The organism is Aeromonas sp. FDAARGOS 1417 (assembly GCF_019046985.1).
Taxonomy (GTDB): domain Bacteria; phylum Pseudomonadota; class Gammaproteobacteria; order Enterobacterales; family Aeromonadaceae; genus Aeromonas; species Aeromonas veronii.
Window position 1 is genome coordinate 565,641 of record NZ_CP077221.1, and the last position, 25,832, is coordinate 591,472.

General features: G+C 57.6%; 19 protein-coding genes. 12 read left to right on the plus strand and 7 right to left on the minus strand.

Going from position 1 to position 25,832, the window contains the following annotated elements; genetic code table 11:
* Positions 1–48 precede the first annotated feature (48 nt).
* From I6L47_RS02495 to dsr1, 7 genes are all read left to right on the plus strand, one after another.
* Complete coding sequence (locus I6L47_RS02495; RefSeq protein WP_058056828.1) at positions 49–1,959, plus strand: ATP-dependent DNA helicase; 1,911 nt, start codon at positions 49–51, stop codon at positions 1,957–1,959.
* Between the two features lie 90 nt (positions 1,960–2,049).
* Positions 2,050–2,751 carry a tRNA (adenosine(37)-N6)-threonylcarbamoyltransferase complex dimerization subunit type 1 TsaB gene (tsaB, locus tag I6L47_RS02500; RefSeq protein WP_216948582.1) on the plus strand — a complete coding sequence of 234 codons (702 nt, stop codon included), beginning with the start codon at positions 2,050–2,052 and terminating at the stop codon, positions 2,749–2,751.
* A gap of 119 nt (positions 2,752–2,870) precedes the next feature.
* On the plus strand, positions 2,871–3,386 hold the full coding sequence (locus I6L47_RS02505) for a Slp family lipoprotein (protein ID WP_159159284.1): 516 nt from the start codon (positions 2,871–2,873) through the stop codon (positions 3,384–3,386).
* Positions 3,387–3,394: 8 nt separating this feature from the next.
* Complete coding sequence (locus I6L47_RS02510) at positions 3,395–4,273, plus strand: alpha/beta fold hydrolase (RefSeq protein ID WP_216948583.1); 879 nt, start codon at positions 3,395–3,397, stop codon at positions 4,271–4,273.
* 198 nt (positions 4,274–4,471) lie between these two features.
* On the plus strand, positions 4,472–6,148 hold the full coding sequence (gene fadD / locus I6L47_RS02515; RefSeq protein ID WP_085942148.1) for a long-chain-fatty-acid--CoA ligase FadD: 1,677 nt from the start codon (positions 4,472–4,474) through the stop codon (positions 6,146–6,148).
* A 108-nt stretch (positions 6,149–6,256) separates the two neighbouring features.
* Positions 6,257–7,369 carry a ribonuclease D gene (rnd, locus tag I6L47_RS02520; protein WP_058059758.1) on the plus strand — a complete coding sequence of 371 codons (1,113 nt, stop codon included), beginning with the start codon at positions 6,257–6,259 and terminating at the stop codon, positions 7,367–7,369.
* 153 nt (positions 7,370–7,522) lie between these two features.
* A complete protein-coding gene (gene dsr1 / locus I6L47_RS02525; RefSeq protein WP_216948584.1) occupies positions 7,523–11,239 on the plus strand; it encodes an anti-phage defense-associated sirtuin Dsr1 in 3,717 nt (1,238 codons plus the stop codon).
* A gap of 70 nt (positions 11,240–11,309) precedes the next feature.
* Here the strand turns inward: dsr1 and I6L47_RS02530 are convergent, their stop codons facing one another.
* From I6L47_RS02530 to selD, 3 genes are read right to left on the minus strand one after another with little or no spacing between them, the layout of a single operon-like run.
* Complete coding sequence (locus I6L47_RS02530) at positions 11,310–11,954, minus strand: MBL fold metallo-hydrolase (protein WP_216948585.1); 645 nt, start codon at positions 11,952–11,954, stop codon at positions 11,310–11,312.
* Positions 11,955–11,976: 22 nt separating this feature from the next.
* The gene (gene mnmH, locus I6L47_RS02535) at positions 11,977–13,092 is read right to left on the minus strand and encodes a tRNA 2-selenouridine(34) synthase MnmH (RefSeq protein WP_216948586.1); all 1,116 of its coding nucleotides are present in this window, start codon (positions 13,090–13,092) and stop codon (positions 11,977–11,979) included.
* Positions 13,089–14,126 (minus strand): selenide, water dikinase SelD, encoded by a 1,038-nt coding sequence (selD, locus tag I6L47_RS02540; protein WP_216948587.1) that lies wholly within the window; start codon positions 14,124–14,126, stop codon positions 13,089–13,091. The genes mnmH and selD overlap by 4 nt, the downstream gene beginning before the upstream one ends.
* A gap of 405 nt (positions 14,127–14,531) precedes the next feature.
* Here selD and I6L47_RS02545 point away from each other — a divergent pair, with 405 nt between their 5' ends.
* Entirely contained in the window at positions 14,532–14,960 is a 429-nt protein-coding gene (locus I6L47_RS02545; RefSeq protein WP_216948588.1) for a GNAT family N-acetyltransferase, read from the plus strand.
* Between the two features lie 34 nt (positions 14,961–14,994).
* Here the strand turns inward: I6L47_RS02545 and I6L47_RS02550 are convergent, their stop codons facing one another.
* A complete protein-coding gene (locus I6L47_RS02550; protein ID WP_216948589.1) occupies positions 14,995–16,179 on the minus strand; it encodes an acyltransferase in 1,185 nt (394 codons plus the stop codon).
* A gap of 339 nt (positions 16,180–16,518) precedes the next feature.
* Positions 16,519–17,712 (minus strand): class I SAM-dependent methyltransferase, encoded by a 1,194-nt coding sequence (locus I6L47_RS02555; RefSeq protein WP_005336736.1) that lies wholly within the window; start codon positions 17,710–17,712, stop codon positions 16,519–16,521.
* Between the two features lie 293 nt (positions 17,713–18,005).
* Between I6L47_RS02555 and I6L47_RS22585 the strand changes: the two genes are divergently transcribed.
* Positions 18,006–19,574, plus strand: a complete 1,569-nt coding sequence (locus tag I6L47_RS22585) for a flagellin (RefSeq protein ID WP_216948590.1) — start codon at positions 18,006–18,008, stop codon at positions 19,572–19,574.
* 129 nt (positions 19,575–19,703) lie between these two features.
* Here I6L47_RS22585 and I6L47_RS02565 read toward each other — a convergent pair whose 3' ends face one another.
* Positions 19,704–21,134, minus strand: a complete 1,431-nt coding sequence (locus tag I6L47_RS02565) for a methyl-accepting chemotaxis protein (RefSeq protein ID WP_216948591.1) — start codon at positions 21,132–21,134, stop codon at positions 19,704–19,706.
* 82 nt (positions 21,135–21,216) lie between these two features.
* Here I6L47_RS02565 and I6L47_RS02570 point away from each other — a divergent pair, with 82 nt between their 5' ends.
* Positions 21,217–21,489, plus strand: a complete 273-nt coding sequence (locus tag I6L47_RS02570) for an acylphosphatase (protein WP_005345583.1) — start codon at positions 21,217–21,219, stop codon at positions 21,487–21,489.
* A gap of 15 nt (positions 21,490–21,504) precedes the next feature.
* Positions 21,505–22,371, plus strand: a complete 867-nt coding sequence (locus I6L47_RS02575) for a CHAD domain-containing protein (protein WP_216948592.1) — start codon at positions 21,505–21,507, stop codon at positions 22,369–22,371.
* Between the two features lie 136 nt (positions 22,372–22,507).
* On the opposite strand, the gene metG is transcribed toward I6L47_RS02575, so the two are convergent.
* A complete protein-coding gene (gene metG, locus I6L47_RS02580; protein ID WP_216948593.1) occupies positions 22,508–24,541 on the minus strand; it encodes a methionine--tRNA ligase in 2,034 nt (677 codons plus the stop codon).
* Positions 24,542–24,727: 186 nt separating this feature from the next.
* Between metG and apbC the strand changes: the two genes are divergently transcribed.
* Positions 24,728–25,810 (plus strand): iron-sulfur cluster carrier protein ApbC, encoded by a 1,083-nt coding sequence (gene apbC, locus I6L47_RS02585; protein ID WP_216948594.1) that lies wholly within the window; start codon positions 24,728–24,730, stop codon positions 25,808–25,810.
* The last annotated feature ends 22 nt before the right edge of the window (positions 25,811–25,832 follow it).

Here is a 25,832-nt window from a genome sequence, read left to right on the forward strand (position 1 = left end):
TTTGCCGCGCTTTTGGCATAATGGCCGCTTTTGCTGCGGGACGCCCTTTTGACCATCCAGACCCTGTTCAAGCCAGATGGCCCTCTGGCCAGCCATATCGACGGTTTCAAAGCCCGCGCTCCCCAACTGGAGATGGCCGAAGCGGTCGCGCGCGCCATCAAGAGTGGTGGCCGTCTGCTGGTGGAGGCAGGAACCGGTACCGGCAAGACCTACGCCTATCTGGTCCCTGCGCTGGAATCCGGCAAGCGGGTGGTGATCAGCACCGGCTCCAAGAACCTGCAGGAGCAGCTCTTCTATCGGGATCTCCCGACCATCACAGGGGCGCTCTCCTACACCCCGCCGGTGGCCCTGCTCAAAGGGCGCAGCAACTATCTCTGCATCGAGCGGATGAACCGGCTCTTGAGCGAATCCCATCTGCAAAAGCCTGAAATCCTGAACGATCTGGTGAAGGTCAAATCCTGGTCCACCGCCACCGATAACGGCGATGTGGGGGATATTCCGGGATTGCAGGAGAACGCTGAGATCCTCGCCCACGTCACCAGCACCAACGATAACTGTCTCGGTCGCGACTGCCCCTATTACGACGACTGCCATCTGGTGGTGGCCCGACGCCGCGCCATGGATGCCCAGGTGGTGGTGATCAACCACCACCTATTCTTCGCCGATATGGCGGTGAAAGACACCGGATTTGGCGAGTTGGTGCCGGAGGCGCAAGTCTATGTCTTTGACGAGGCACACCAGCTGCCGGAGATCGCCACCAACTACTTCGGCAAATCGGTGGGCAGCCGAACGATTCAGGATCTGGCGCAGGATATCCAGCTGGCCTATCGGGCAGAGGCCCACGACATGGCCCAGCTCGGCAAGGCGGCGGACCGGCTCGCTATCGCCAGTCAGGACTTGCGTCTCGCCTTCGGGGTGGATGGCGGTCGCGGCAATACCCGCGACATGCTGCGCCAGCCGCTTTGGGGTCAGGCCTTGGCTCGTCTTAACGATGCCATCGGGCTTTGCTACGAGGTGCTGAAACTGGCTCTCGGCCGTGGCGAGCAGCTGGATCACGCCTTCGAGCGCATCAGTGAACTGCGCACCCGCCTGGGTGAAGTGCTGGCGGTCAACCAGACCGGTTTCTCCTACTGGTACGACTGCTCACGGCTTCATTTCACCCTCAATCTGACGCCGCTGTCGGTGGCCGAGCGATTCAGTGCCGAGGTGCAAAGACCGGAAGTAGCCTGGGTCTTCACCTCCGCCACCCTGACGGTGGATATGCGTTTTGATCACTTCAAAGCCGAGCTGGGGCTGGCGGGCAGCGCCGAGCTGATCCTCGACAGTCCGTTCGACTATGGCGAGCAGGCGCGGCTCTGTGTGCCCCGTTATCTGCCGGAACCCAACGCCTTTGGCCGTGGCGAGCAGCTGGCCAATCTGATGATCCCGCTTATCAACAAGACACCGGGGGGCTGTTTCTTCCTCTGCACCAGCCATCAGGTGATGCGTCAGGTGGCCGAGGTGCTGCGCCGGGAGATTGGCCGCACCGTCTTGTTGCAGGGGGAGGACAACAAGCAGCGGTTGCTCAAGGAGTTTGTCGAGAATGGCCGCGCCGTGCTGGTGGCGACCAGCAGCTTCTGGGAGGGGATCGACGTGCGAGGGGCGGCGTTGTCGTGTGTTATCATCGACAAGCTGCCGTTTGCCAGCCCCGATGATCCGCTGCTCAAGGCGCGGGTGGATGATTGCAAGCTCAAGGGGGGGGATCCCTTCGCCGAGCTGCAGTTGCCCAAGGCGGTGATTGCCCTCAAACAGGGGGTGGGGCGGCTTATTCGTGATCGCAGTGATCACGGCGTGCTGGTGATCTGTGATCCCCGAATGGTCAACAAACCTTACGGCGCCACCTTTATCAAGAGTCTGCCCGCCATCCCTCGTACCCGGGAGTTGGGAACGCTGGGGAGCTTTTTCGATCGCGGTGAATAAGTTTGCCGCCAGCTAACAGATTTGAACAACGGGTGAGCATATCTCGCTTGCCGGTTATGTAATTGACTGATTTTATAGAGATTGGAAAGCATGAACGAGTTGAAGATCCTGGCCGTAGATACCGCCACCGAAGCCTGCTCCGCCGCCTTGCTGGTGGGTGACAAGCTGTTCTCCCGCTGGGAGGAGGCGCCACGGGATCACACCCGAAAAATCCTGCCCATGGTTCAGGCTGTGTTAGAGGATGCCGGGATAAGTTTGAGTGACCTCGATGCCATCGCGTTCGGCCGCGGCCCGGGCTCCTTTACCGGCGTGCGGATCGGCATCAGTGTGGCGCAAGGTTTGGCGTTTGGCGCGGGAGTGCCGCTGATTGGCATCTCGACCCTGGCCGCCATGGCGCAAGGCGCCTATCGACTGGATGGCGCCGAGCAGGTGCTGACCGCCATCGATGCGCGGATGAACGAGGTCTATTTCGGCCGCTATGAGCTCATTGATGGCCGCATGCAGCTGGTGGGGGACGAGGTGGTGAGCGAACCCGCGGCACTGGTTGACGCCCGTGGCAAGATGGAGGGGCGTGTGACCTGCGTCGGCACCGGTTTTGAAACCTATGGCGAGACCCTGAGTGGTTTGGCCGATGAGCTGGCGGTGAGCCAGGTACGTTTCCCGGCGGCAGAGGACATGCTGCCGCTGGCCCGCGCCGCCTGGCTGGCGGGGGAGGCGGTGCCTGTGGAGCAGGCGACGCCGGTCTATTTGCGTGACAAGGTGACCTGGAAAAAACTGCCGGGTCGCGAATAAGGGCAGGAGCGCTGACAGCATGTCGCTCTTGCCGCTCATCAGCTGCAACACCAGCGGGTGGCCCCGACGGGCCACGCCGGCAACAGGAGAGTGACATGATGCGTAATACCAAGAGCGACATGATGAAACGCACTATGGTGGTCGGGGCGCTGGCCCTGCTGCTCGGGGCCTGCAGCTCGGTCCCCAAAGAGCTGGCCTATGAGCCCGAAAACCAGCTGGTGGCCTATCAAGTTGCCCTTGGCGGGATGGAGGGCAAACCTGCCCGCTGGAGCGGCGTTATCTCGGCGGTGCATAACAAGGCGGATCAGAGCGTCATTGAAGTGGTCTATCTGCCGCTCAAGTCCAACGGTGTGCCAGAGCAGACCGAGCAGAGCCCGGGCCGTTTTCTGGCCATCATGAAGGGTTTTGTCGATCCGACCCTCTACGCCAAGGGGCGCAGCCTGACGGTGCTTGGCACCATAGGCAAACCGGTTGATAGCCAGATTGGCGAGCACAAGTACCGCTTCTCTGTGCTCAATGTGACGGGCAGCAAGCTGTGGCCGCCAGTCAAGGAGGTGGAGGTGCGCTATATGGACCCCTACTTCTACGACCCCTTCTATGATCCCTTCTGGCCGAGACGGCCGCTGCGTCGCTAAGGCTTGCCATGATCAACAGCATCAAAAGCACCATGCACGAGCGGCTGCTCACCTTGGTAGATGGGCGGCGGGTAGCCCTGCTGGATAACCAGTCTGCGGAGCATGATCAGCAGGGCAAACCTCTGCTGATCGCCTTGCATGGCTGGCTCGACAACAGTGCCAGCTTCTTGCCGCTGGCGCCGCATCTGGGGGATTTTCACCTCATCTGTGTCGATCTGCCGGGACATGGTCACTCCGATCACAAAACCAACCCTTATGTCTTTGTCGACTGGCTGGACGATCTCTACCAGATCGTGCAGGCGGCAGGGTGGGCACGCTTCACTCTGCTCGGTCACTCCCTCGGGGCGTTGATCGCCTCGGCCTATGCCGGAGTATTTCCCGAGCAGGTGGAGCGGTTGATCATGCTGGAGGGGCTGGGGCCGCTGAGCCAACCCGATGAGGAGGTACCTGCCCAGCTGCGACGTGCGATTTTAAACCGCAGTCGCACCCGGGAGCGCAGTGCCAACGGCTTTGCCTCCATCGATGAGGCTGTCGCCGCCCGTTGCAAAGTGGCGGATATCACGCCGCAGTCGGCGCGTCTTATCTGTGAACGGCAGCTTGAAGAGCGGGCAGGGCGCTGGCACTGGCGCAGCGACCCCCGTTTGCGGGATCTGTCGCCCCTGAGAATGAGCGAAGGACAGGCTCGTGCATTGATGGCGGCTATCTGCTGTCCGGTGCTGTTGATTCAGGGGGAGCAGGGCTTTGCTGCGCTTGAAGCCCAATGGCAGGCCCGTCAGGATGCCTTCCAGCAGATCGAGCGGGTCATATTGGGTGGAAACCACCATTTTCATATGGAAAATTCGGTTGATACGGCCGTTTGTATCGTAAAGTTTTGTCAAGTTCGGTAGAATCGCCAGCTTTCAATAATTCCAGGTTTGTTTTCTCCCTCACATTTTTCTGTTGTTAATTTGCTGTTAATTGATGTTGCGCTGTGTAAATATGTGCGGCATTAGAGCATCAGCTTAAAACAACCGATTAAAATGGATGTGAACCGGGACGGAGGCAACAAAGTGAGCGCACAGGTGCTAGTTATGCAGGAGAAGTTTGTGGAAAAAGTCTGGCTGAAACGTTATCCGGAAGGGGTCCCTGCCGAGATCAATCCAGACCAATACAGCTCCCTGGTCGAGATGTTCGAGTCCTCGGTAACCCAGTTTGCCGATCAGCCCGCCTTCGTCAACATGGGCCAAACCATCACCTACCGCCGGCTGGAAGAGCAGTCCCGCGCCTTTGCTGCCTACCTGCAAAACGAGCTGAAGCTGGAGAAAGGGGATCGGGTTGCGGTGATGATGCCGAACCTGCTCCAATACCCCATCGCCGTGTTCGGCATCCTGCGCGCCGGCATGATCGTGGTCAACGTCAACCCGCTCTATACCCCGCGTGAGCTGGAGCACCAGCTCAAAGATTCCGGTGCCAAGGCCATCGTCATCGTCTCCAACTTCGCCCATACCCTGGAAAAAGTGGTCTACGACACCCCGATCAAGCACGTTATCCTGACCCGGATGGGGGACAATCTGGGGCTGGCCAAGGGCACCCTGGTCAACTTCGTGGTCAAGTACGTCAAGAAGCTGGTGCCGAAATACAATCTGCCCCACGCCACCACCATGCGTCAGGCCCTCTCCAAGGGGCGTTTCCTGCAGTACATCAAACCGGAGATCACCAACGACGATCTCGCCTTCCTGCAGTACACCGGCGGCACCACCGGTCTCTCCAAAGGGGCCATGCTGACCCATCGCAACATGATTGCCAACGTCGAGCAGTGCCTCGGCGTCTACGGCCCCATGCTGGAGCGTGGCAAGGAGTTCGTGGTCACCGCGCTGCCGCTCTACCACGTTTTTGCCCTGACCGTGAACTGCCTGCTGTTTATGCGTATCGGCGGTTACAACCTGCTGATCAGCAACCCGCGCGACATCCCGGGCTTTGTCAAAGAGATCAAGAAGTACCCCTTTACCTGCATTACCGGCGTGAACACCCTGTTCAATGCGCTGGTCAACAATGAAGAGTTTCAGGGGATCGCCTTTGACAAGCTCAAGCTGACCATCGGTGGCGGCATGGCGGTGCAGCGCGCGGTCGCTGAGAAGTGGAAGACACTGACCGACACCCCGCTGCTGGAAGGCTATGGCCTGACCGAGTGTTCGCCACTGGTGAGCGTCTGCCCCTACGATCTGACCGATTACAACGGCTCCATCGGTCTGCCGGTCTGCTCTACCGAGATCCGGCTGGTGGATGACAACGGTCAGGTGATCCACGCCCTCGGCACCCCGGGCGAGATGCAGGTGCGCGGCCCGCAGGTGATGGTGGGCTACTGGCAGCGTCCCGAGGCGACCGCCGAAGTGATGCAGGATGGCTGGCTCTGTACCGGTGATATCGCGGTGTGCGACGAACAGGGCTTCTTCAAGATCGTTGACCGCAAGAAGGACATGATCCTGGTCTCCGGTTTCAACGTCTATCCGAACGAGATCGAAGATGTCGTTGCCCTGCACCCGAAAGTGCTGGAAGTGGCCGCCGTCGGTGTGCCACACAAGGTCTCCGGCGAGTTGGTGAAGATCTTTGTGGTCAAGAAAGATGCAAAATTGCAGGAGGACGAGATTATTGCCCACTGCCGCAAACATCTGACTGCCTATAAGGTGCCGAAACTGGTAGAATTTCGTGACGAACTTCCCAAGACCAATGTGGGCAAGATCCTGCGCCGCGTACTGCGCGACGAGGAGATTGCCAAGCAATAACCGGACAGCGGCTGCAGAATCTTCTGCAAACCAGCACCGTCGTTATGCAGAACCGTGGGTCATCCCACGGTTTTTTCTTTTTGGCCCTGATCAACCGCGCAGGCACAGATGCACTATCAACTTATCACTCAGCAAGACGAACTTGAGCAGTATCTCGCTTCTCTGGCCGACGTTCCCCTGGCTATCGATACTGAATTCGTTCGCACCCGTACCTACTATCCCCAGCTTGGCCTGTTCCAGATCTATGACGGCGAGCATCTGGCGCTGCTGGATCCGCTTACCCTGGATCTCTCCGCCCTCTGGCAACGACTGGGCAGGGAAGGGCAGATCGCCATCCTGCACGCCTCTGGCGAAGATCTGGAGCTTATCCAGCATCAGGCGGGCCACCTGCCCAACCAGATGCACGATACCCAGCTGGCTACTGCCTTTCTCGGTTACGGCGTCTCGGTCGGCTTTGGTGCGCTGGTGAATGAATTCCTCGGTGTCGAGCTGGAAAAAGATCAGGCGCGCACCGACTGGCTGGCCCGCCCGCTTACGCCGCGTCAGCTCGAATACGCGGCGGCGGATGTCTTCTACCTGATGCCGCTCTACGAGAAGGTGATGGCCAAACTGCGGGAAAGCGGCAAGTTTGCCTGGTTCGAGCAGGAGTGCCAGAACCACTCTGCCCGCAAGACTCAGGGTAGCGATCCCCGTCAGGCCTATCTCGATATCGTCAACGCCTGGCAACTGGGGCGCCGCGAGCTCGCCATTCTGCGCGAATTGGCCGCCTGGCGCCAGCAAGAGGCGGTGCGCCGCGATCTGGCCCTCAACTTCGTGGTCAAAGAGCTGCACCTGTTCAAGGTGGCAGAGCGTCGTCCTGCCTCCCTGCGGGATCTCAACGAGCTCGGCCTCTCGCCCATCGAGATCAAGATCCACGGCAAGCGGATGCTCGATATTGTCGCCAAGGCGCAGCAGAGCGATCCTGACAGTTGGCCGGAGCCCATTCGCCGGCTGGTGGACTTTCCCCAGTACAAGGCCGAGCTCAAGCGCATCAAGGCCATGGTGGAAGAGAAGGCCAAGGCGAGCAATATTCCGCCCGAGCTGATTGCCAGCAAGAAGATCATCCACCAGTACTTCACCTGGAGCTGGCGGATGAACGACGAAGAGCGGGCCCGCAGCGACAAGCCGATGCTGCTGCAAGGGTGGCGTCATGAGCTGGTCGGTCACCTGCTGGCACAATAAGCCACCAGACGGTTGCACCTATAAATCAATCCTCACCCTCGGGTGGGGATTTTTTATTGGACGAAAGCTAGAAATGGGTTCGCCGATCGAGGGGGGTATTGCGGTACCATATTCCAGTCAATCCACCGTATCTACTGGATAGGAAACAGGAAAATGCAATTTATCCCCAATGGCCCCGATATTCCCAATGAGCTGCTGCATGCCCATGAAGAGGGACGTGTGTTGTTTTTTTGTGGGGCGGGCATTTCCTATCCAGCGGGTTTGCCTGGATTCGGTGAGCTCGTTATTAGGATGTCAAAGCATGCAGGCGAGCCATTAGATAGGTCTGAGCAAGACATGGTCACACAGGGTGGATTTGATCGCGCAATCGGACATTATGAGAAGCGCATTCAAGGCGGGAGAGCTGCGGTACGTCGTGGTTTACCATCCTGCCTGACTGCTGATTTATCAAAGCCACGAGCTCTCACTACTCATCTTGCTTTGCTGACTCTTGGCAAGGATAAAAAAGATAACCTGAAACTCGTTACCACTAACTTCGATACCTTGTTTGAAAAGGCGGGGAAATCACCGATAACCATTCATCAGGCCCCACCCTCCCGATCCCGTTGGAATGGAGTGGTGCATTTGCACGGACGTATGCCAGATTCAGCCTCAGAAGAAGACCTTGATCAGCTGATCTTGTCTGATGGCGATTTTGGACAGGCATATCTTACTGAAGGTTGGGCAGCTCGGTTTGTCGCTGGCCTATTCAGAGATTACACACTCTGTTTTGTCGGTTACAGCATTGATGATCCTGTATTGCGATATATGACCGCCGCCCATGCATTGGATGGTTCACGGAAGATTTTTGCTTTTGCATCCTATAAACGTGATGAATTGGATATCACGAAGCAGAAATGGCAAGACAAACATGTCATCCCCATTATGTATGACGATGTAAATTATCATCGCATGTTACATCAGACTTTGCATGTATGGGCATCTATATATCGTGATGGTGTAAGGGGCAAGGAGCGATTAGTTGCTCGGTATGCATATAAGCAACCCAATCAGAGTTCGTCACAAAACGACTTTGTTAGTCGAATGCGATGGGCTTTAGCCGATCCATCAGGCTTGCCCGCCAAATGCTTTGCCCAGCTTAATCCGACTCCATCACTGGACTGGCTTGATGTATTTACCAGCAAATGTTTTGGTCACAATGATTTAACATGTTTTGGTGTGCAACCGCAGGGTAAAATAAATGAAAGCTTGAGCTTTAGCTTGCTACAACATCCTGCTTCCTATATGTCTGCGCCAGCCATGAGTGTGGTTACAAATGGCTTGTCAGGCGATTGGGATGAAGTGATGCCACCTTTGGCATATTGGCTTACTCGCCACTTGGGGAACCCAAAATTACTACTTTGGTTTGTCTCAAATGGAGGTCAATTGCATAGACGATGGCGGAGGTTAGTGGAAAATGCCTTATCCCGCTTTGATTCAATGATGTGTGACGATCAGTTTATCGAAATTGACGAAGTCAAGGATCAGTCACAGTATGCAATTCCAGACCCTATGATGCGCACCTTGTGGCGTCTGTTGCTGCTTGGTCGGATAAAGTGTTCAGATTGTGATAGAAATATTTTTCAGTGGATGTCGCGCTTGGGAAGAGAACCATCAAATGTGATGTTACGTTTGGAATTGCGGGAGTTACTTGCGCCTAAAATAGCGTTGAGAAAACCATATAATTTAAGTAGTAACAAAACGGACCAAGAACCAATAAATGTTCGGGATCGGGTAGATTGGGAACTCGTGCTTGCCGCAGATAATGTGAGATATGTGATTTCACATGATGTAAATAATCAACAATGGAAAACAGCCTTACCTTATTTTCTGGACGAACTCCAACAACTGCTCCGCGATGCACTGGATCTGCAGCGTGAACTGAATGATGCCAGCGAGTATCGAGACTTTTCTTATTTGGCACTGCCTTCCATTGCTCTATATGACTCCCATAGTGGTCATTATGACTGGCTTGTTCTTGTTGAATTACTGCGCGAAGCTTGGTTAATGGTACTGAAAAGTGATCGAGTACAAGCAATCAATATTGCGCAATCTTGGTTCTCTTTACCTTATCCCCTCTTTAAACGTTTAGCCTTATTTGCAGCCAGCCAGGATGACTGCATCTCATCTGAACTGTGGTCGGAATGGCTACGCTCTGATAATGGACGGTGGCTTTGGGCCAGCGATACTGAGTCCGAGATGTTAAACTTATTTGAAGCGCAAGGAAAGTTACTGACAGGAAATGCTCAAGCACAGCTGGAGGCGGCTATTTTGGCCGGGCCACCATCTGAGTTGGAATCAACACGAATATATATCGAACACTCCATTTGGCAGCTATTGGCAAAGTTGAATGATTCAGGGCTTGTGTTGGGAAAAGAGGCAGCAGAACACTTCGCCATACTATCCAACCTTCATCCCGAATGGGGGGCAGAGGAAAGTAACGGCTTCGCTAGTGATCGCGGAGATGATGATATTGTTCCCCGAAAGCGTAAGTTATTGGTCGACTGGATGAAGCAACAATCATCTGGAAGGATGGATTCTTATCGAGATGGATGGCGTGATGTGTGCCGCACCCGTTTCTTTCACACCCTGCTAGCTCTGTATGACCTTTCGCAAGAGGGGGAGTGGCCTGTCGACCGATGGCGAGTCGCTCTGCAATGTTGGTCTGATGAAAAAATGCTGCTTCGTTCATGGCGATTCGTTGCTCCATTAGTGCTAACAATGCCCGAGCCTGTGTTGCTACAAATAATCCATGCAGTAACTTGGTGGATAGAGAGGGCAAGCACCCAAGAGCATAACGACAAATCCATCATTGCCATTTGTCGTCGTATATTGGTGCTTCCAATGGAGGTCGATGCTGGGAGTCGTACCATTCGTAATGGAATTGAGGTTGATGATCCACTTGGTTCTGCCATTAACCATCCCGTTGGGCATATTACTCAAGCATTATTGAACCAGTGGTTTAAACAGCAGCTGAACGATAATGACGGACTGCCTGCCGATTTGGCTCCAATATTTACAGAGTTATGTGATACCACTGTTGCGGTATTTCGTCATGGTCGCATAGTACTCTGTTCTCGATTGATTACATTTTTCCGTGTGGATCAAGAATGGACGACTCAAATCCTGTTGCCTCTGCTCGATTGGGAGAATCAAGCTGATGCCAATGCATATTGGCAGGGTTTTCTCTGGTCACCCCGTCTTTACCTTCCTTTATTAATGGCCTTTAAACCACATTTGCTCGCCTGTGCTGGCCATTACAATCAACTGGGCGAACACAGTCAGCAATTCGCAACATTTATGACGTATGGCGCCTTAGCACAAGCTGATGGTTATAAACCAGAAGAGTTCCGTGCAGCGATTGAAGTGATGCCACCTGAGGGATTCCAAAGTGTTTTGCATGCACTGGTTCAAGCGCTTGATGGCGCGGGTGAGCAGCGTGAGGAGTACTGGATAAACCGAGCCAAGCCTTTTTGGCAAAATATCTGGCCTAAATCCAACGCATTCTTCACGAGTAAAATCGCTGAAACTTTGGCCAGATTGGTCATTGCCGCTCGCGGTGAGTTTCCGGATGCATTAGCGACAGTTCATGCTGGATTACAGCCGATTCAAAACACTCATTACGTTATACACCTTTTGCATCAATCAGGCTTATGCAAACAATTCCCTACACATGCATTGTCTTTGCTGAACGCTATTATCGCTGAGCCGCAGTGGGTATCAGACGAGTTGAGTTTATGTCTGACAGCGATTGTGCAAAGCGATCCGCTTCTTGAGGAAAATCGTGATTACCAGAGGCTTCTCGGTGTCGTCCGGATAAAGACATTGTGAGTGATACGCACCAGGGGATTGCAGCGTAACGAATTGAAAAGGCAGCGGCTAATACCGCTGCCTTTTTTGATCACCAGATAGGCTGGGTCAGGTAGGGGTTGCTCACCTTCTCGCGACCGAAGGTGGAGCTGGGGCCGTGGCCCGGGATAAAGACGATTTCGTCACCCAGCGGCAGCAGGGTCTCGGTGATCGACTTGATCAGCGTACAGTGATCCCCACGGGGAAAGTCGGTGCGGCCGATGCTGCCGGCAAACAGCACATCGCCAACCCAGGCGAGTTTTTCGGCCTGACTCAGCAGCACGATATGGCCCGGGGTGTGGCCGGGGCAGAAGTAGACATCCAGCTCGCACTGGCCAAGCTGCACCTTGTCACCCTGCTCAAGCCAGCGATCCGGCGTGAAGGCGGGGGTATGGGCGAAGCCGAACATCTGGCTCTGCTGGGGCAGCATGTCGAGCCAGAAGGCGTCCTCCTTGTGGGGACCGGTAATGGCGACGCCGGTCTTTTCCCTCAGCTCGGCGGCGGCACCCACATGATCCAGATGACCGTGGGTCAGCAGTATGTGGGTCAGGGTCAGGCCGCGCTTGGCGATGGCGGCCAGCAGTTTGTCCGCTTCGCCGCCCGGATCGATCAGGGCCGCCTGATGGGTCTCGTCACACCAGATGAGGGAGCAGTTCTGGGCGAACTGGGTGACCGGGATCACCTCGAATTTCAACATAGAGTTCCTCTCTTGGGATGGGTCAGCCGCGCAGTGCGCTGGCATGCTGCTCGGCGAAATAGTCGAGGCAGGCCTGCTTGTCACCGCGAAACACGATGCGCTCCTGCTTGTTGCCAAGCTGGTAGAGATACATGGGATCGTAGTAGCGGGTCAGCAGCAAGGTGATCCAGGCCAGATGCAGCCCGGTATCGCCGCTCTTTTCCTGCTCGGTGAGGGCGGTCTGCATCAGGGTATCCAGCTCGCGGTGGGCCAGATCGCCGAGGCGGCGCTTGAGGCGGGCCAACGCATCGGTGAGGTAGGCGGCAAACAGCGGCCATCCCTCTTCCTGGCCATACATGGCTTGATAGCGCAGCCAGAGATCGTGCACGTAATCTTCGCGGATCTGCTCGGCGCGATCGATCTGCGGTACATCTACCACCACCAGCGGTGCCTGACTCATGGCCTCATGGAGGGAGAGGGGCAGGCAGCAGCGGCCAATCAGGCGGCTCTCGTCCTCGACCACGAAGGCATGCTCGCCCTGATGGCGGCGCTTGAGCAGTTCGATGGCCATGTTGTTTTCAAAGTTGATGTTGCTGGGCTGGCCGCCGGGCAGCTGACCAAACGACGAGCCCCTGTGATGGGCGTGTCCTTCCAGATCGAGCGCTTGGGCCACGTGGTCCAGCATATGGGTCTTGCCGGAGCCGGTCATGCCGGTCAGTACAGTCCAGCGGCACTCGGCAGAGGCCTTGTCCTGGGTGTCGATCAGGAAGCGGCGCAGCTCCTTGTAGCCACCGGCGACGCGGGGGCGAGTCACCCCCGCTTCAGCCAGCCACTGTTGTACAGTTTGCGAGCGCAGGCCGCCGCGAAAGCAGTAGAGCAGGGCATCGGGCTGCTTGCGCAACTGCGCCAGCCAGCCTTCGAGTCGTTCGGCACGTACTGCTCCCCCCACCAGCTTGTGTCCAAGCTCAATGGCGGCGGCCTGACCCTGCTTCTTGAAGCAGGTCCCCACCTGGGCGCGCTCATCGTCTGTCATCAAGGGCAGGCTGGTCGAGCAGGGGAAGGCCCCCTCCTTGAACTCGATGGGGGCGCGCACATCAATCAACGGTACATCGCCTAAAAAAATCTGGGCGTAGTCCGTGGCCAGTGGCAATTCACTCATTGGACAATCTCGATAAAGCGGGAGCCCTCAAGGGGCTTGATCTGACCGATGGGCGAGAGTTCTAGCCCAGCTTCTTGTGCGATGGCGAGCAGCTCGGCTTCGCTCTCTTTACCCACGGCGACCAGCAGGCCGCCGCTGGTTTGCGGGTCGCACATGATGTTGCGGGTGCGATCGTCCATGGCATCCAGCTTGTGGCCGTAGGAGTCGTGGTTGCGCAGGGTACCGCCCGGTACGCAGCCCTCGGCGAGGTAGTAATCCACCTCATCCAGCAGCGGCAGCGCCTTGAAGTCGAGGCGGGCGCTGACGCCAGATCCTTCACACATCTCCAGCAGATGACCGGCCAGACCAAAACCGGTCACGTCGGTCATGGCGTGGACACCCGGCAGCTCGGCAAAACGCTGGCCAATCTTGTTGAGGGTGCACATGGCGTTGGGGGCCAGCTGCTCGTGTTCAGGCTTGAGCTTGCCCTTCTTCTGGGCGGTGGTGAGGATACCGATACCGAGGGGCTTGGTCAGATAGAGGGTGTCACCCACCTTGGCGGTGTCGTTCTGCTTGATGGCGTCCAGGGGCACGATACCGGTGACCGCAAGGCCGAAGATGGGCTCGGGGGCATCGATACTGTGACCACCGGCCAGCGAAATGCCCGCTTCGTGGCACACCTGACGGCCGCCGTCGATCACCTGCTGGGCCACTTCGGCGGGCAGGGTATTGATGGGCCAGCCGAGGATGGCGATGGCAACGATGGGCTTGCCACCCATGGCGTAGATATCGCTGATGGCATTGGTGGCGGCAATGCGGCCAAAGGTGAAGGGGTCATCGACGATGGGCATGAAGAAGTCGGTGGTGGAGACAATGCCCTGACCGTTGCCGATATCGACCACGGCCGCGTCATCCTTGCTGCTGTTGCCAACGATCAGGGTCGGGTCGTTGAAGCCCGGGATCTGGCTCTTGAGGATGGTGTCGAGTACCTTGGGAGAAATTTTGCAGCCGCAGCCAGCGCCGTGGCTGTATTGGGTCAGACGAATGGAAGACATACTTACCCCTTTTATTTGCAAACAGAGCAGAGGCTCTGTGGAGCCGTCTTGGTCAATGGGCGGCCTTGTAGAGAGGAAGACAAGAAGCCGCAAATATGGGTGGCCTCGGTGCCAACAGGGGCAGCGATGACTGGCAGTTATGAAGGACCGCCAGGCCGGACGGGGAAGAAAAGGGCGACAAGGTGCGCCAGCGCAGCCCCGCCAAGGGCCACAGGACGGGGCATTATGCCACATTTGCCCCTTGGGGTTCGAACAGGAATTCACATAAACAGCAGGGAATTGCCCGCACTTGCCTGTCATCTGTCTGGATCCGGCGCTGACTGATTGATTGAAGTACAGATGCAGCAAAAAGAACGCCAAAGAGACCAAAAGCATGCAACCGCCGATCTACAACAGGAGAGCTTGGTGACCACCACATTTTTGGTTAACCACCCCATCACCACGGCGCAGTTTGCGGCGTTGTTGGCGCAGACCTCGCTGGGGGCGAGACGGCCGCTGGACCATCCGGCCATCCTGCAGGGCATGCTGGATAACGCCAATTTGCTGATCACCGCCTGGCAGGGCGAGACCCTGGTCGGTGTGGCCCGCTCGGTGACCGATTTTCATTTTTGCTGCTACCTCTCGGATCTGGCGGTGGCCGAGTCGGTGCAGGGGCTGGGGATTGGCAAAGCCCTTATTCGCGAGACGTTTTTGCAATTGCAGCCGGGCTGCAAGCTGATCCTGCTGGCCGCGCCGCAGGCGGTGGCGTACTACCCCAAGCTTGGATTTAGCCAGCACCCGAGTGCCTGGGTGATGAGCGGTCTGGATGAACTGGTGCTGGATGAGTTGGCATAAGCCCGTCAACTCATCCAGACAGGGCGAGATTAATTTATCCGGCTTGCTCCAGCGCCGGTTGCCGTGACTTGCCCCAGCGGCGCAGGCGCCGTTGCAGTGGCCGCTCCAGCAGGTTGTAGCTCAGCGACGAGAGCCCGATCAGCACCGCCAGCATCAGCAAGGTGGCCACCACCCCCAGCAGCGGGTTGGTCTGGCCATACCACCACTCGGTGAGCCCTGGCGCCAGATAGTGGATGAGCTCGCAGCCGGTGAGCAGGACCAGCGCATGGAGCAGGTAGATGGAGTAGGAGAGATCCCCCAGCCAGTTGGTGAAGCGGTTATCCAAAAGGCGCAGCAGCGGGCTCTGGCGCTCCCCCTGGGCGGCGGCAATCCAGATCAACAGCACGTAGGAGCTGATCAGCAGCAGGGTCAGCTGCGGCGTCATGGCGAACTGCATCAGCGCGAAGGGCAGCACAAAGGCGATCAAGAGCGGCAGATCATGCTTCATCATGGGCGAGCTTTTCGCGGCCTTCACCCTCGGCAGCAGCCAGAGGCCGAGCACAAACTCACTCACCCCGCGTCCCACTGCAAGCGCGCCGCTGGTGACATCCAGGGTGCCGCGACTGTGCACGATAAAGGCCAGCACCGTCAGCGCCAGCAGGGGGGCGAGATGGCTCCAGCGACTGCGGGTGACCGCCAGCGGAATCAGCAGCGGGAACAGCAGGTAGCTGATCCACTCCACGCTGAGCGACCAGGCGGCGAAGTTCCAGGTCAGCCCGTGATCGGTCACCACCTGCAGCAGCAGGAAGGCACTCGGCAGCGCCTCGGCCGGGGTGAAGGGGGAGCCGAAGGGGGGCATCCCTTCCCACTCCCACATCTTGAACAAGGGGCCGGCGTAGAAGCCCACCCCGTGCTGCGCCTTGTAAAGCTCCCAGCCGACCAGCAGCAGCAGGGTCACCAGATAGAGGGGGTAGACGCGGGTCAGCCGCAGCCAGAGAAAGCGGCCATAACCGATAGTGCGGGGAGTGCGGGTGAAACCCTCCCCATAGACATGGGCCAGCACCACGCCGCTCAAAATAAAGAACAGGTCGACCCAGAGGTAGCCGTTCTCGATGAGTTGGGTGTGGCCTGCGATCGACTCCATCCACTGGGGAAAGAGCAGCAAGCGGGCATGGAACAGCACCACCATCAGGGCAGCGATGCCCCGCAGCGGCGTTAACAGCGGCAATGATTGATTCATATCGGGATCCCTTGTGATGTTCAGCTTGGCCTGACATCGGTTTTTGTTGTTGTACCGTCCATCAATCCTGATGGGTCGGTTGCCCCGGCTTGGCTGCCGCAGGCGGGATCACACTACGGAAAAGAGAGTCATACGGATGTGATTTAAATCATAAATGTGCAGTTATTGTGCAAAGTAATTTAAACAGAGAAGAAGTGGGGCGCTGGCAGGGAAAGAGGAGGAGAGGAAACACCAATAAAGCAGAGAGGGGGAATCGGGGCGAGCCTCAGGCACCATACGATGCAAAGCAATAAGGCCCACAAGGGGCCTGATTGATCACAAGGGGAGGGTGGTTGCCGATCAGCGGGCGCGTACCACCAGTCCCTTGAGGTAGAAGCCTTCCGGATAGGCGGTACCGATGGGGTGATCGGAGGCCTGGGAGAGCAGCTCCAGGATCTGGGCATCGCGACCGGCATCAAGCGCCGCATCGGCGACGATCTTCTGGAACAGGCTCTGCTCCATCAGGCCGGAGCAGGAGTAGGTCAGCAGCACGCCACCCGGCGCCAGCAGCTGGAACGCCAGCATGTTGATGTCCTTGTAGCCTCGGCAGGCACCCAGCAACTGGGCCTTGCTCTCGGCGAATTTGGGCGGATCCAGCACGATGACATCGAACTTCTCGCCCTTCTCGCGGTATTCACGCAGCAGCTTGAATACGTCGTGACGGACAAACTGGGTGTTGCTGGTATCCAGCCCGTTCAGCTCGGCGTTCTGGCGGGCGATATCCAGCGCATTCTGGGAGAGATCGACGTTGACCACTTCCTTGGCGCCGCCCTTGAGGGCATAAACGCCAAAACCGCCGGTGTAGCAGAAGCAGTTGAGCACCCGCTTGCCTTCGGTGTACTTGGCGGCAGCCTGACGGTTGTCACGCTGATCCAGATAGAAACCGGTTTTGTGGCCGTTGCGAATGTCTACCAGGATCTTGACGCCACCGTTCTCCTCGATGACCACCGGCTCGTTCGGGGTCTCGCCATAAATGACGCCGGTGCGCTCTTTCAGCCCTTCCTTCTTGCGTACCGCCACGTCGGAGCGCTCATAGATGCTGCACTCGGGGTAGAGGGTACGCAGTGCTTGGGTGATCAGCTCACGCTGGAACTCGGCACCGGCAGAGAGGATCTGGCACACCAGAAAATCGGCATAACGGTCGATGGTTAGACCCGGCAGGCCGTCGGATTCGGCGGCGCAGAGGCGATAGCCGGTGAGACCCTGACGCTTGATCAGCGGATCGCGAGACTCTTGAGCATATTTGAGGCGACGGATAAAGAAGTCGAGATCGACGGTCTCATCCTTGTCGAAGGTCCAGACTCGGGCTCGGATCTGGGAGCTGCCTGACCAAGCGCCACGGGCGAGCCACTTGCCATCGTTGGCATAGATCTCGACGGTATCGCCGTCAATGGGGTTGCCCTGAACCCGCTCAATCCCCTTGGAGAAGATCCAGGGGTGGCGACGCAGCAGGGATTTTTCGCGGCCTTTGACGAGATAGATGGAAGCGCTCATGGATGTTTGCCGATGGTAGAAAGAAAAGGGGCCACATTCTATGTGCAATAGTGCGGCTAAGCCAGCCTTTGCTGGTATATGGCAGAGTGACGAATTGTACGTCTGGACAACGCCCGAGTGTTGCATATGCAAGATTTGCAGAATCTCAATGTTGGCGTTTCACGCTGTTTATCTTATATGTCACAGTTGGTTGTGCTTTTTTTTTGTTCAGCGCTGGTCGCTATATGTGCACAATGTAGCCAATAAAGCGTTTTAACCTTACTTTATAGTGATTTTCGCTAAAGAGTCATTTGATGATGTCGATAGTGGGGAAGACCATTTTGAATCTTTCCTGTATCGAGCTGTCCATGTTCCTCTCCATCGCTACCAATATTTCTGCCCTCAATGCTTCTCGCCATCTTGGTCAATCATCCAACACGCTGGATTCGGTATATCGACGACTCTCATCCGGCTTGCGCATCAACAGTGCCGCTGATGATGCAGCAGGCTTGCAGATCAGTAATCGCCTCACCAGTGAAGTGAACGGGATCAACACCGCTATTCGCAACGCCAATGATGGGATCTCGGTGATCAACATCGCCGATGGGGCGCTTGATGAGTCGGTGAACCTGATGCAGCGGATGCGCACCCTGGCACTGCAGTCGGGAAGCGGTGCCAATACAGCAGAGGATCGCGTAGCCCTGAATGCTGAGTTCAAGCAACTGCAGTTGGAGATGGACCGGATTGCCACAGGTACCCGGTTTGCCGGACAGGACCTGCTGGCGGGGAGTTACGAAGGTATCTTCTTGGTCGGTGCCTATGCAGGACAGAATACCGTCATTACCGATCTCAATGCCCAGACCAAAAATCTGGGGGAGATGGAGTGGCGAGCGCGCAGTCCGGCAGGAAGCAAGCCTGGGGCGTATGACATTGCTGATCTCAAGCTTTCATCTCAGCCTATCACCCTTAATGGCGTCACTTTTGACAAGGACTATTCAACCCTGGAAGCGTTCGTGGCAGATATTAATGGCACCACCTTTCCCAATAATCAGGGGCCGGTACAAGCGCAACAACTGCCATTTTCAGTCGCCTCCGCGGTCGATTTATCCGCATTACCCTCCTATATCGATGTGGCGGGTCACTCTGTGGATTTGACCACAGGCATTGATATGACCGGATGGGATCCGGTCAATCCGACAGCAAAAAATAGTGCCATCATGGCAACCGTGGTTCAACGCATCAACAGTACTGCGCAATCGGCAGGTCTGGGTTTTTATGTGAGTGCCTCCAACAACAGCAATCCCGCCAGCAATGCATTGACCATGCATAGCGCTCAGGGCAACAGCCTTGCGCTGGCCAATGGCACAACCCCCCCTCCGCAACCAGCACCACCGGCGCCTCCGGTGATCAGTAGTTCCTCTCTGAGCTCTCTGTTACCCGATGTTACATCGACGACGTATATCGGTCAGATGGAGCTGCGCTCATCAGGCGACAAGTATTCCAATATTGATATGCAGGGAGCGAGCTTGCATGCGCTTGGCTTTTATCAAGAGGACAAGAAGAAATATACCGTTGATAATATTGATGTTCTTAGTGAAGACAACGCCAGCAGGGCCATCAAAACCCTGGATGTGGGTATGAAACAGCTGGGTGTTCAGCGTTCTCGGCTCGGGGCCCAAGCCAACGCGCTGGATTCACGGGTACGCAATCTGGCCAATGCCAATGAGAACCTCAGCGCTGCCCGTTCAAGGATCCGGGACGCCGACATGGCGGTAGAATCGGCGCGTTTGGTCAGCACTCAAATCTTGCAGCAGGCGAGTGCTTCGATTTTGAGTCAGGCAAACAGTCGCCCCAATGCGGCCCTGAGTTTGCTGCAATCCTGAGCGGGGCTGCCAGCCAGCATAGCAATTGGTCGCTATCATTCATGGTCACTATCCATACAGACAAAGAGGCCACCCAATGGGTGGCCTCTTTTCTTATTGCTTCTTGTTGCCGGATGCTATTCGGCAGCGTCAGAGAGTGATCCCCTTGAGTGCCTGGGTCAGTTCGCTGGCGGTGGCTTTAAGCCCCTGCGTACCGGCTACCGAGGCGCTGGCAGACTCCTCCACCTGCGCCGCTTCATGGCGCACCTGATCCAGATTGTGGGTGATCTCGGCGGCGACCGAGCTCTGCTCTTCGCTCGAGGTGGCGATCTGGGTGCTCATCTCTAGCACCGCATCGCTGTGGTTGCTCAGCTTTTCGATATCGAGCCCCACTTCGCTGATGAGCTGCTGGCTGCTGGCGGCGCGCCCCACGGTTTTCTCCATGATCTCGTTCAGCGCGCCGGTACCGGTCTGCAGCTCTTCGATCATCTGCTGGATCTCCACCGTCGCCTGCTGGGTACGGCTGGCGAGGGTACGCACTTCATCAGCTACCACCGCAAAGCCGCGACCCTGCTCACCGGCCCGTGCCGCTTCGATAGCGGCGTTGAGGGCCAACAAGTTGGTCTGCTGGGAGATAGCGTTGATGACGTTGATCACCTCGTTGATCCGGTTGGCGTTGTGGGTGAGCCGCTCGACCGCGCCGGAGGCGTTGCCAATTTCGTCGGCCAGGGTGCGGATCGCTTCGATGGTGCGGGCTACCCGGTTGGCGCCATTGGCTGCCTCTTCGCTCGACTGGCGGGTTTGTTGCAGGGTGTCGTTGGCATTGCGCGCCACTTCGCGAATGGCGGCTGACATCTGCTCCATGGCAGTGGCCAGCGAATCCATGTGCTGGCGCTGGGAACGCGCCATGGTCTCGCCTTCGCGTGCATGGTCACGAAACTCATCGGCGGCCATGGTCAGCGCTTCGGCAGACTCCTCCACCAGTTTGACGATCTGGTGCTGGCGGTCGGTAAAGCGGTCGATGCTACCCGCCAGGGTGGAGAACTCGTCCCGCACCGGGAAGAAGTTGAGTCGGAAGGTGAGATCCCCGTCCGCCACGGTTTGCAGCGCCTTGTTGGTGGAGTAGAGCGCACCGGAGACAAAGGTCATCATGTAGTGGATCACCAGCGCCATCAGGGCGGCCAGCGCGCCGATCAGGAGCAGGGTCGAGCCCTGACCCTCCCACATGGAGAGGTTGCCGGTATCGAGATCACCGGTGACGTAGCCCGCCTGACCCGCTGGCGCGCTAAAGAGGTAGTGATCTCCTTGCTGCTGCAACCCGCTGCTGCCTTGCCGGGTCAGACGCAGATCAGCAGGCAACACCAGAGTGGGCTGCTGGCTGACCAGCTGCGCCGTGGTTTCGACCCGTTGTTGCAACTGCGCTACCCGCAGGGAGATCTCCTGCTGATGGCTGGCTGCCAGCATATACCAGCTGAGAAAGGCGATGATGAAGAGAGGTAACCAGAACGCGATATGGAATTTTTCACTGATGGTGAGGTGAATGAGATAGCGGTCAACCCACCGGAATTTAACTTCTTTCATAATGGAGCTGCATCCTGCAGAGATAGAGTGTCGGGCACATTATCGTCTCGGGAATTTTTTTCTTAAGCGGAAGGTGTGAGAAATGGGAGAGCAATCGTTTGTCATTCGGGTTTGGGGGCAGGTGCAGGGGGTGGGATTTCGCTATTTCACCCGTGAGCGGGCGCTGCAACTGGGTTTGCGGGGCCATGCCTACAACCTGGAGGATGGCTCGGTGGAGATCCTCATCAGCGGCCCCGCGCAGGGGGTGCAGATGATGCTGGGTTGGCTGGAGCATGGCCCGCGCACCGCTCGGGTGACCCGGATGGAGTATGAAGAGGCGCTGCCGCCCACTGGTCAGGGCTTTCACACCAACTGAAGGGGCGGAGACGAGATGGACGCGGACAAGGAAGGTCTGTTGCTGACTCAGGCAACAAGCTGGGTCGCCCGTTATCAGGAGGCGGCGCGGGCGGTGCGCGAAGAGGCCAGCGAACCGGCCGTGCATGGCTACCGTATCGCGGCGCGCCGCTTGCTGGCACTCCTCGCCCTGTGGCGGCCACTCACCTATCATCCCGAGCTGGAGCGGCGTCTGCTGCGCTCGGTCGGGCGGCTTTCAGCGCTGCGGGATGCTCAGGTCTACGCCGAGCGTTTTGGCAAGCCGCCTGCCAGCACGGGCAATACTCATAAATCTGCCTGTCGCGTACCCCTGTTGTCACGGCGACTGGCCCGCTGGCTCGCGGCGGTGGTGCAGGTGCAGGATGCGCGGGCATTGGCGTTCTTCTATCAGCAGCATCTGGCCCTGCGCCTTGATGAGGCGCAGAGCGCTCTCGATGAACCTATTCCCTGCGTCGAGAAATCTGCCGGTTCCCGTCAGCAACAGTTGCGCCGCTGGCATCGGCTGCGCCTCGAGATCAAGCAGGCCCGTTATGGCGTGGAACTGTTGCTGGATCTGGGGAGTGGGGATCCCGGTTGGTTGAGCACCCTGACTCACTGGCAGGAGCGACTCGGCCAGTTGCAGGATTGGCGTCAATGGCGGCGGAGGTTGCGAGCAGAGCAGGGGAACACCTGCAAGCAGATGAAACTGCGGCAGCAGTTGAAGGGGAAGATCACCACCCGATTGCGTCAACTGGACTGCCAGCAGGCGGAGCTGGTGGCGCTCAAACTGGCGATGCAGGCAGGCCACAACATGGATGACATGGCAAGTCGGGTGGTCAGGTATTCAGAACAAAATGTATCGCCCGCGAATCCCGGTGGTGGATAGCCCCGAGACCGCAATCTGCGGACGTCATCCGCGACCAGCATCTACAAAAACTATCCAGGCCAAACAGGTGAGACAAAAAAGAGAGGCCGTTTGGCCTCTCTTCTCTATCTGGCTGTGGTCGCAGTCAGCGATACGCTTACTTGACGCGCATACCCGGCTGGGCGCCTTCCTGCGGCTCCAGGATCCAGAGATCCTTGCCGCCCGGGCCTGCAGCCAGCACCATGCCTTCGGACATGCCGAAACGCATCTTGCGCGGCGCCAGGTTGGCCACCATGACGGTCAGCTTGCCTTCCAGATCTTCCGGGTTGTAGGCGGACTTGATACCGGCAAACACCTGACGGGTCTCGCCGCCGATATCCAGTTGCAGCTTGAGCAGCTTCTCGGCTTCCGGTACCGCTTCGGCCTTCTTGATCAGCGCGACGCGCAGGTCAATCTTGGCAAAATCGTCATAGGTGATGGTTTCGCTGATGGGGTCATCAGCCAGCGGGCCGGTCACTTTCGGTGCCTGCTCCTTGGCCAGGTCTTCCTTGGATGCCTCGATCATGGCTTCAATCTTCGCCGGCTCGATGCGGGAGAAGAGGGCCTTGAACGGCGCAACGGTGTGATCGACCAGCGGCATCTCGATGCCATCCCAGCTGAGGGTTTCGGCCAGGAAGGCTTCGGCACGTTCGGCCAGCAGCGGCATGACGGGCTTGAGGTAAGCCATCAGCACGCGGAACAGGTTGATGCCGACGGAGCAGACAGCTTGCAGCTCAGCATCAGCGCCTTCCTGCTTGGCGATAACCCAGGGAGCCTTGTCGTCCACGTAGCGGTTGGCCTTGTCGGCCAGCGCCATGATTTCGCGGATGGCGCGGCTGAATTCGCGGCTCTCATAGGCTTCCGCAATGGCGGTACGGGCGTTGGCGAACTCGGCGTAGAGCTCGGGTTCGGCGCAGGTGGCAGCCAGCTTGCCGCCAAAGCGCTTGGCGATAAAGCCGGCGTTGCGGGAGGCAAGGTTGACCAGCTTGTTGACCACGTCGGCGTTGACGCGCTGCACGAAATCTTCGAGGTTCAGGTCCAGATCATCGATGCGGCTGTTGAGCTTGGCGGCGTAGTAGTAACGCAGGCACTCCGGATCAAGGTGGTTCAGGTAGGTAGATGCCTTGATAAAGGTGCCCTTGGACTTGGACATCTTGGCGCCGTTGACGGTTACATAGCCGTGCACGTTGACCTTGGTCGGCTTGCGGAAGTTGGCACCTTCCAGCATGGACGGCCAGAACAGGCAGTGGAAGTAGGCGATGTCCTTGCCGATGAAGTGGTAGAGCTCGGCGTCGGAGTCCGCTTTCCAGTAGCTGTCAAAGTCGATGTCGCCACGCTTGTTGCACAGGTTCTTGAAGGAAGCCATGTAACCGATGGGGGCATCCAGCCAGACGTAGAAGTACTTGCCCGGGGCGCCGGGAATTTCGAAACCGAAGTAGGGGGCGTCGCGGGTGATGTCCCACTGCTGCAGGCCGCTCTCGAACCACTCCTGCATCTTGTTGGCCATCTCTTCCTGAATGGCGCCGGAGCCGCGCACCCACTCAGAGAGCCATTTTTCAAACTGCGGCAGGTCGAAGAAGAAGTGCTCGGAGTCCTTCATTACCGGAGTTGCGCCGGAGACAGCAGATTTCGGTTCTATCAGCTCGGTCGGGCTGTAGGTAGCGCCGCAGCTGTCGCAGTTGTCGCCATACTGCTCCGGAGACTTGCACTTGGGGCAGGTCCCCTTGACGAAACGGTCCGGCAGGAACATGGATTTTTCCGGATCGAACAGCTGGGAGATGGTGCGGCTCTTGATAAAACCACCATTTTTCAGACGGCCATAGATCAGCTCCGCCAGCTCGCGGTTCTCGTCGCTGTGGGTGGAGTGATAGTTGTCAAAGCTGATGTTGAACCCGGCGAAATCGGCCTGGTGCTCCTTGGAGACAGCGGCAATCATCTCTTCCGGGGTGATCCCCATCTGCTGTGCCTTGAGCATGATCGGGGTGCCGTGGGCATCATCGGCACAGATGAAGTGCACCTGATGACCGCGCATTCGCTGATAACGAACCCAGATATCGGCCTGGATGTGTTCCAGCATGTGGCCAAGATGGATGGAGCCATTGGCATAGGGGAGGGCGCAGGTTACCAGCATTTTACGAGGATCAGTTGCCATATTACGTTCTTGATGTGCTTGTTGGGATGATAGAGTGCCGTGCATGTTACCCGAATTAGGGGTAGCCTGCCTAGGGTTGTGGCTGTGCCAACCTTGGCAGCACCTGCTGTTACGATGGCAGGCAAGCCACTGATTTGTGTGCGGTAACCGTTCACCTCAAGATAATGACAAGATAATGAGGAGTTAATGGTGATTGATTCAGTAAAACAGATCCTCGCCGAATTTAAGCCAGCAGGCTGGCACAAGAATCTGGTGGATGCCGGATTCGTTCGCGAGATCATCAATCAGGGTCAGGGGCTTACTATCCGGTTGGTATTGCCGTTTGCCGGTCTCTCGCTGCTCGATCAGCTCAAAGAGAACTACGATGCCAGGCTGAGCAGCGCCACCGGCGCCGCCCGCATCGACTGGGCATTGGAGATTGACGTCGCCAGCATGCCGAGGGCGCAGGGCCTCAATGCCGTGCAGGGCATTCGCAACATCATCGTGGTCGCTTCCGGCAAGGGGGGGGTGGGCAAATCCACCACCGCGGTCAACTTGGCGCTGGCCCTGCAAAAAGAGGGGGCGCGGGTCGCTATTCTCGATGCCGATATCTATGGCCCTTCCATTCCCACCATGATGGGCACCCTCACAGAGCGCCCGGTCAGCCATGACGGCAAGCTGATGGAGCCGGTGATGGCCTGCGGCCTCAAGAGCAACAGTATCGGCTATCTGGTCTCCGAGCAGGATGCCACCATCTGGCGTGGCCCGATGGCGAGCAAGGCGCTGGCGCAGATCCTTCACGAGACCCGCTGGGGCGAGGTGGATTATCTGGTGGTAGACATGCCGCCGGGCACTGGCGATATCCAGCTCACCATGGCCCAACAGGTGCCGACGTCGGCGGCAGTGATCGTCACCACCCCGCAAGATGTGGCGCTGGCCGATGCCCGCAAGGGGATCGCTATGTTCAACAAGGTCAATGTGCCGGTGCTTGGCATCATCGAGAACATGAGTTACCACGTTTGCAGCGCCTGTGGTCATCATGAGCCGCTGTTCGGTACCGGTGGCGGTCAGAAGATGGCAGAGCAGTATCAAGTGGCGCTGCTTGGCCAGTTGCCGCTGCACATCGACATCCGCCAACACATGGATGATGGCTGTCCGACGGTGTTCGGCGCACCGGAAGGAAGCCTGGCTCAGGCCTATTTGAAGCTGGCACGCAGGGTAGGGGCTGAACTCTTTTTCAGCGCAAAACCGATTGCGACCCCCCTCTATGCCATGGCGCTGGATGAATAATCGGCGGTCGGTCACTTGAAAG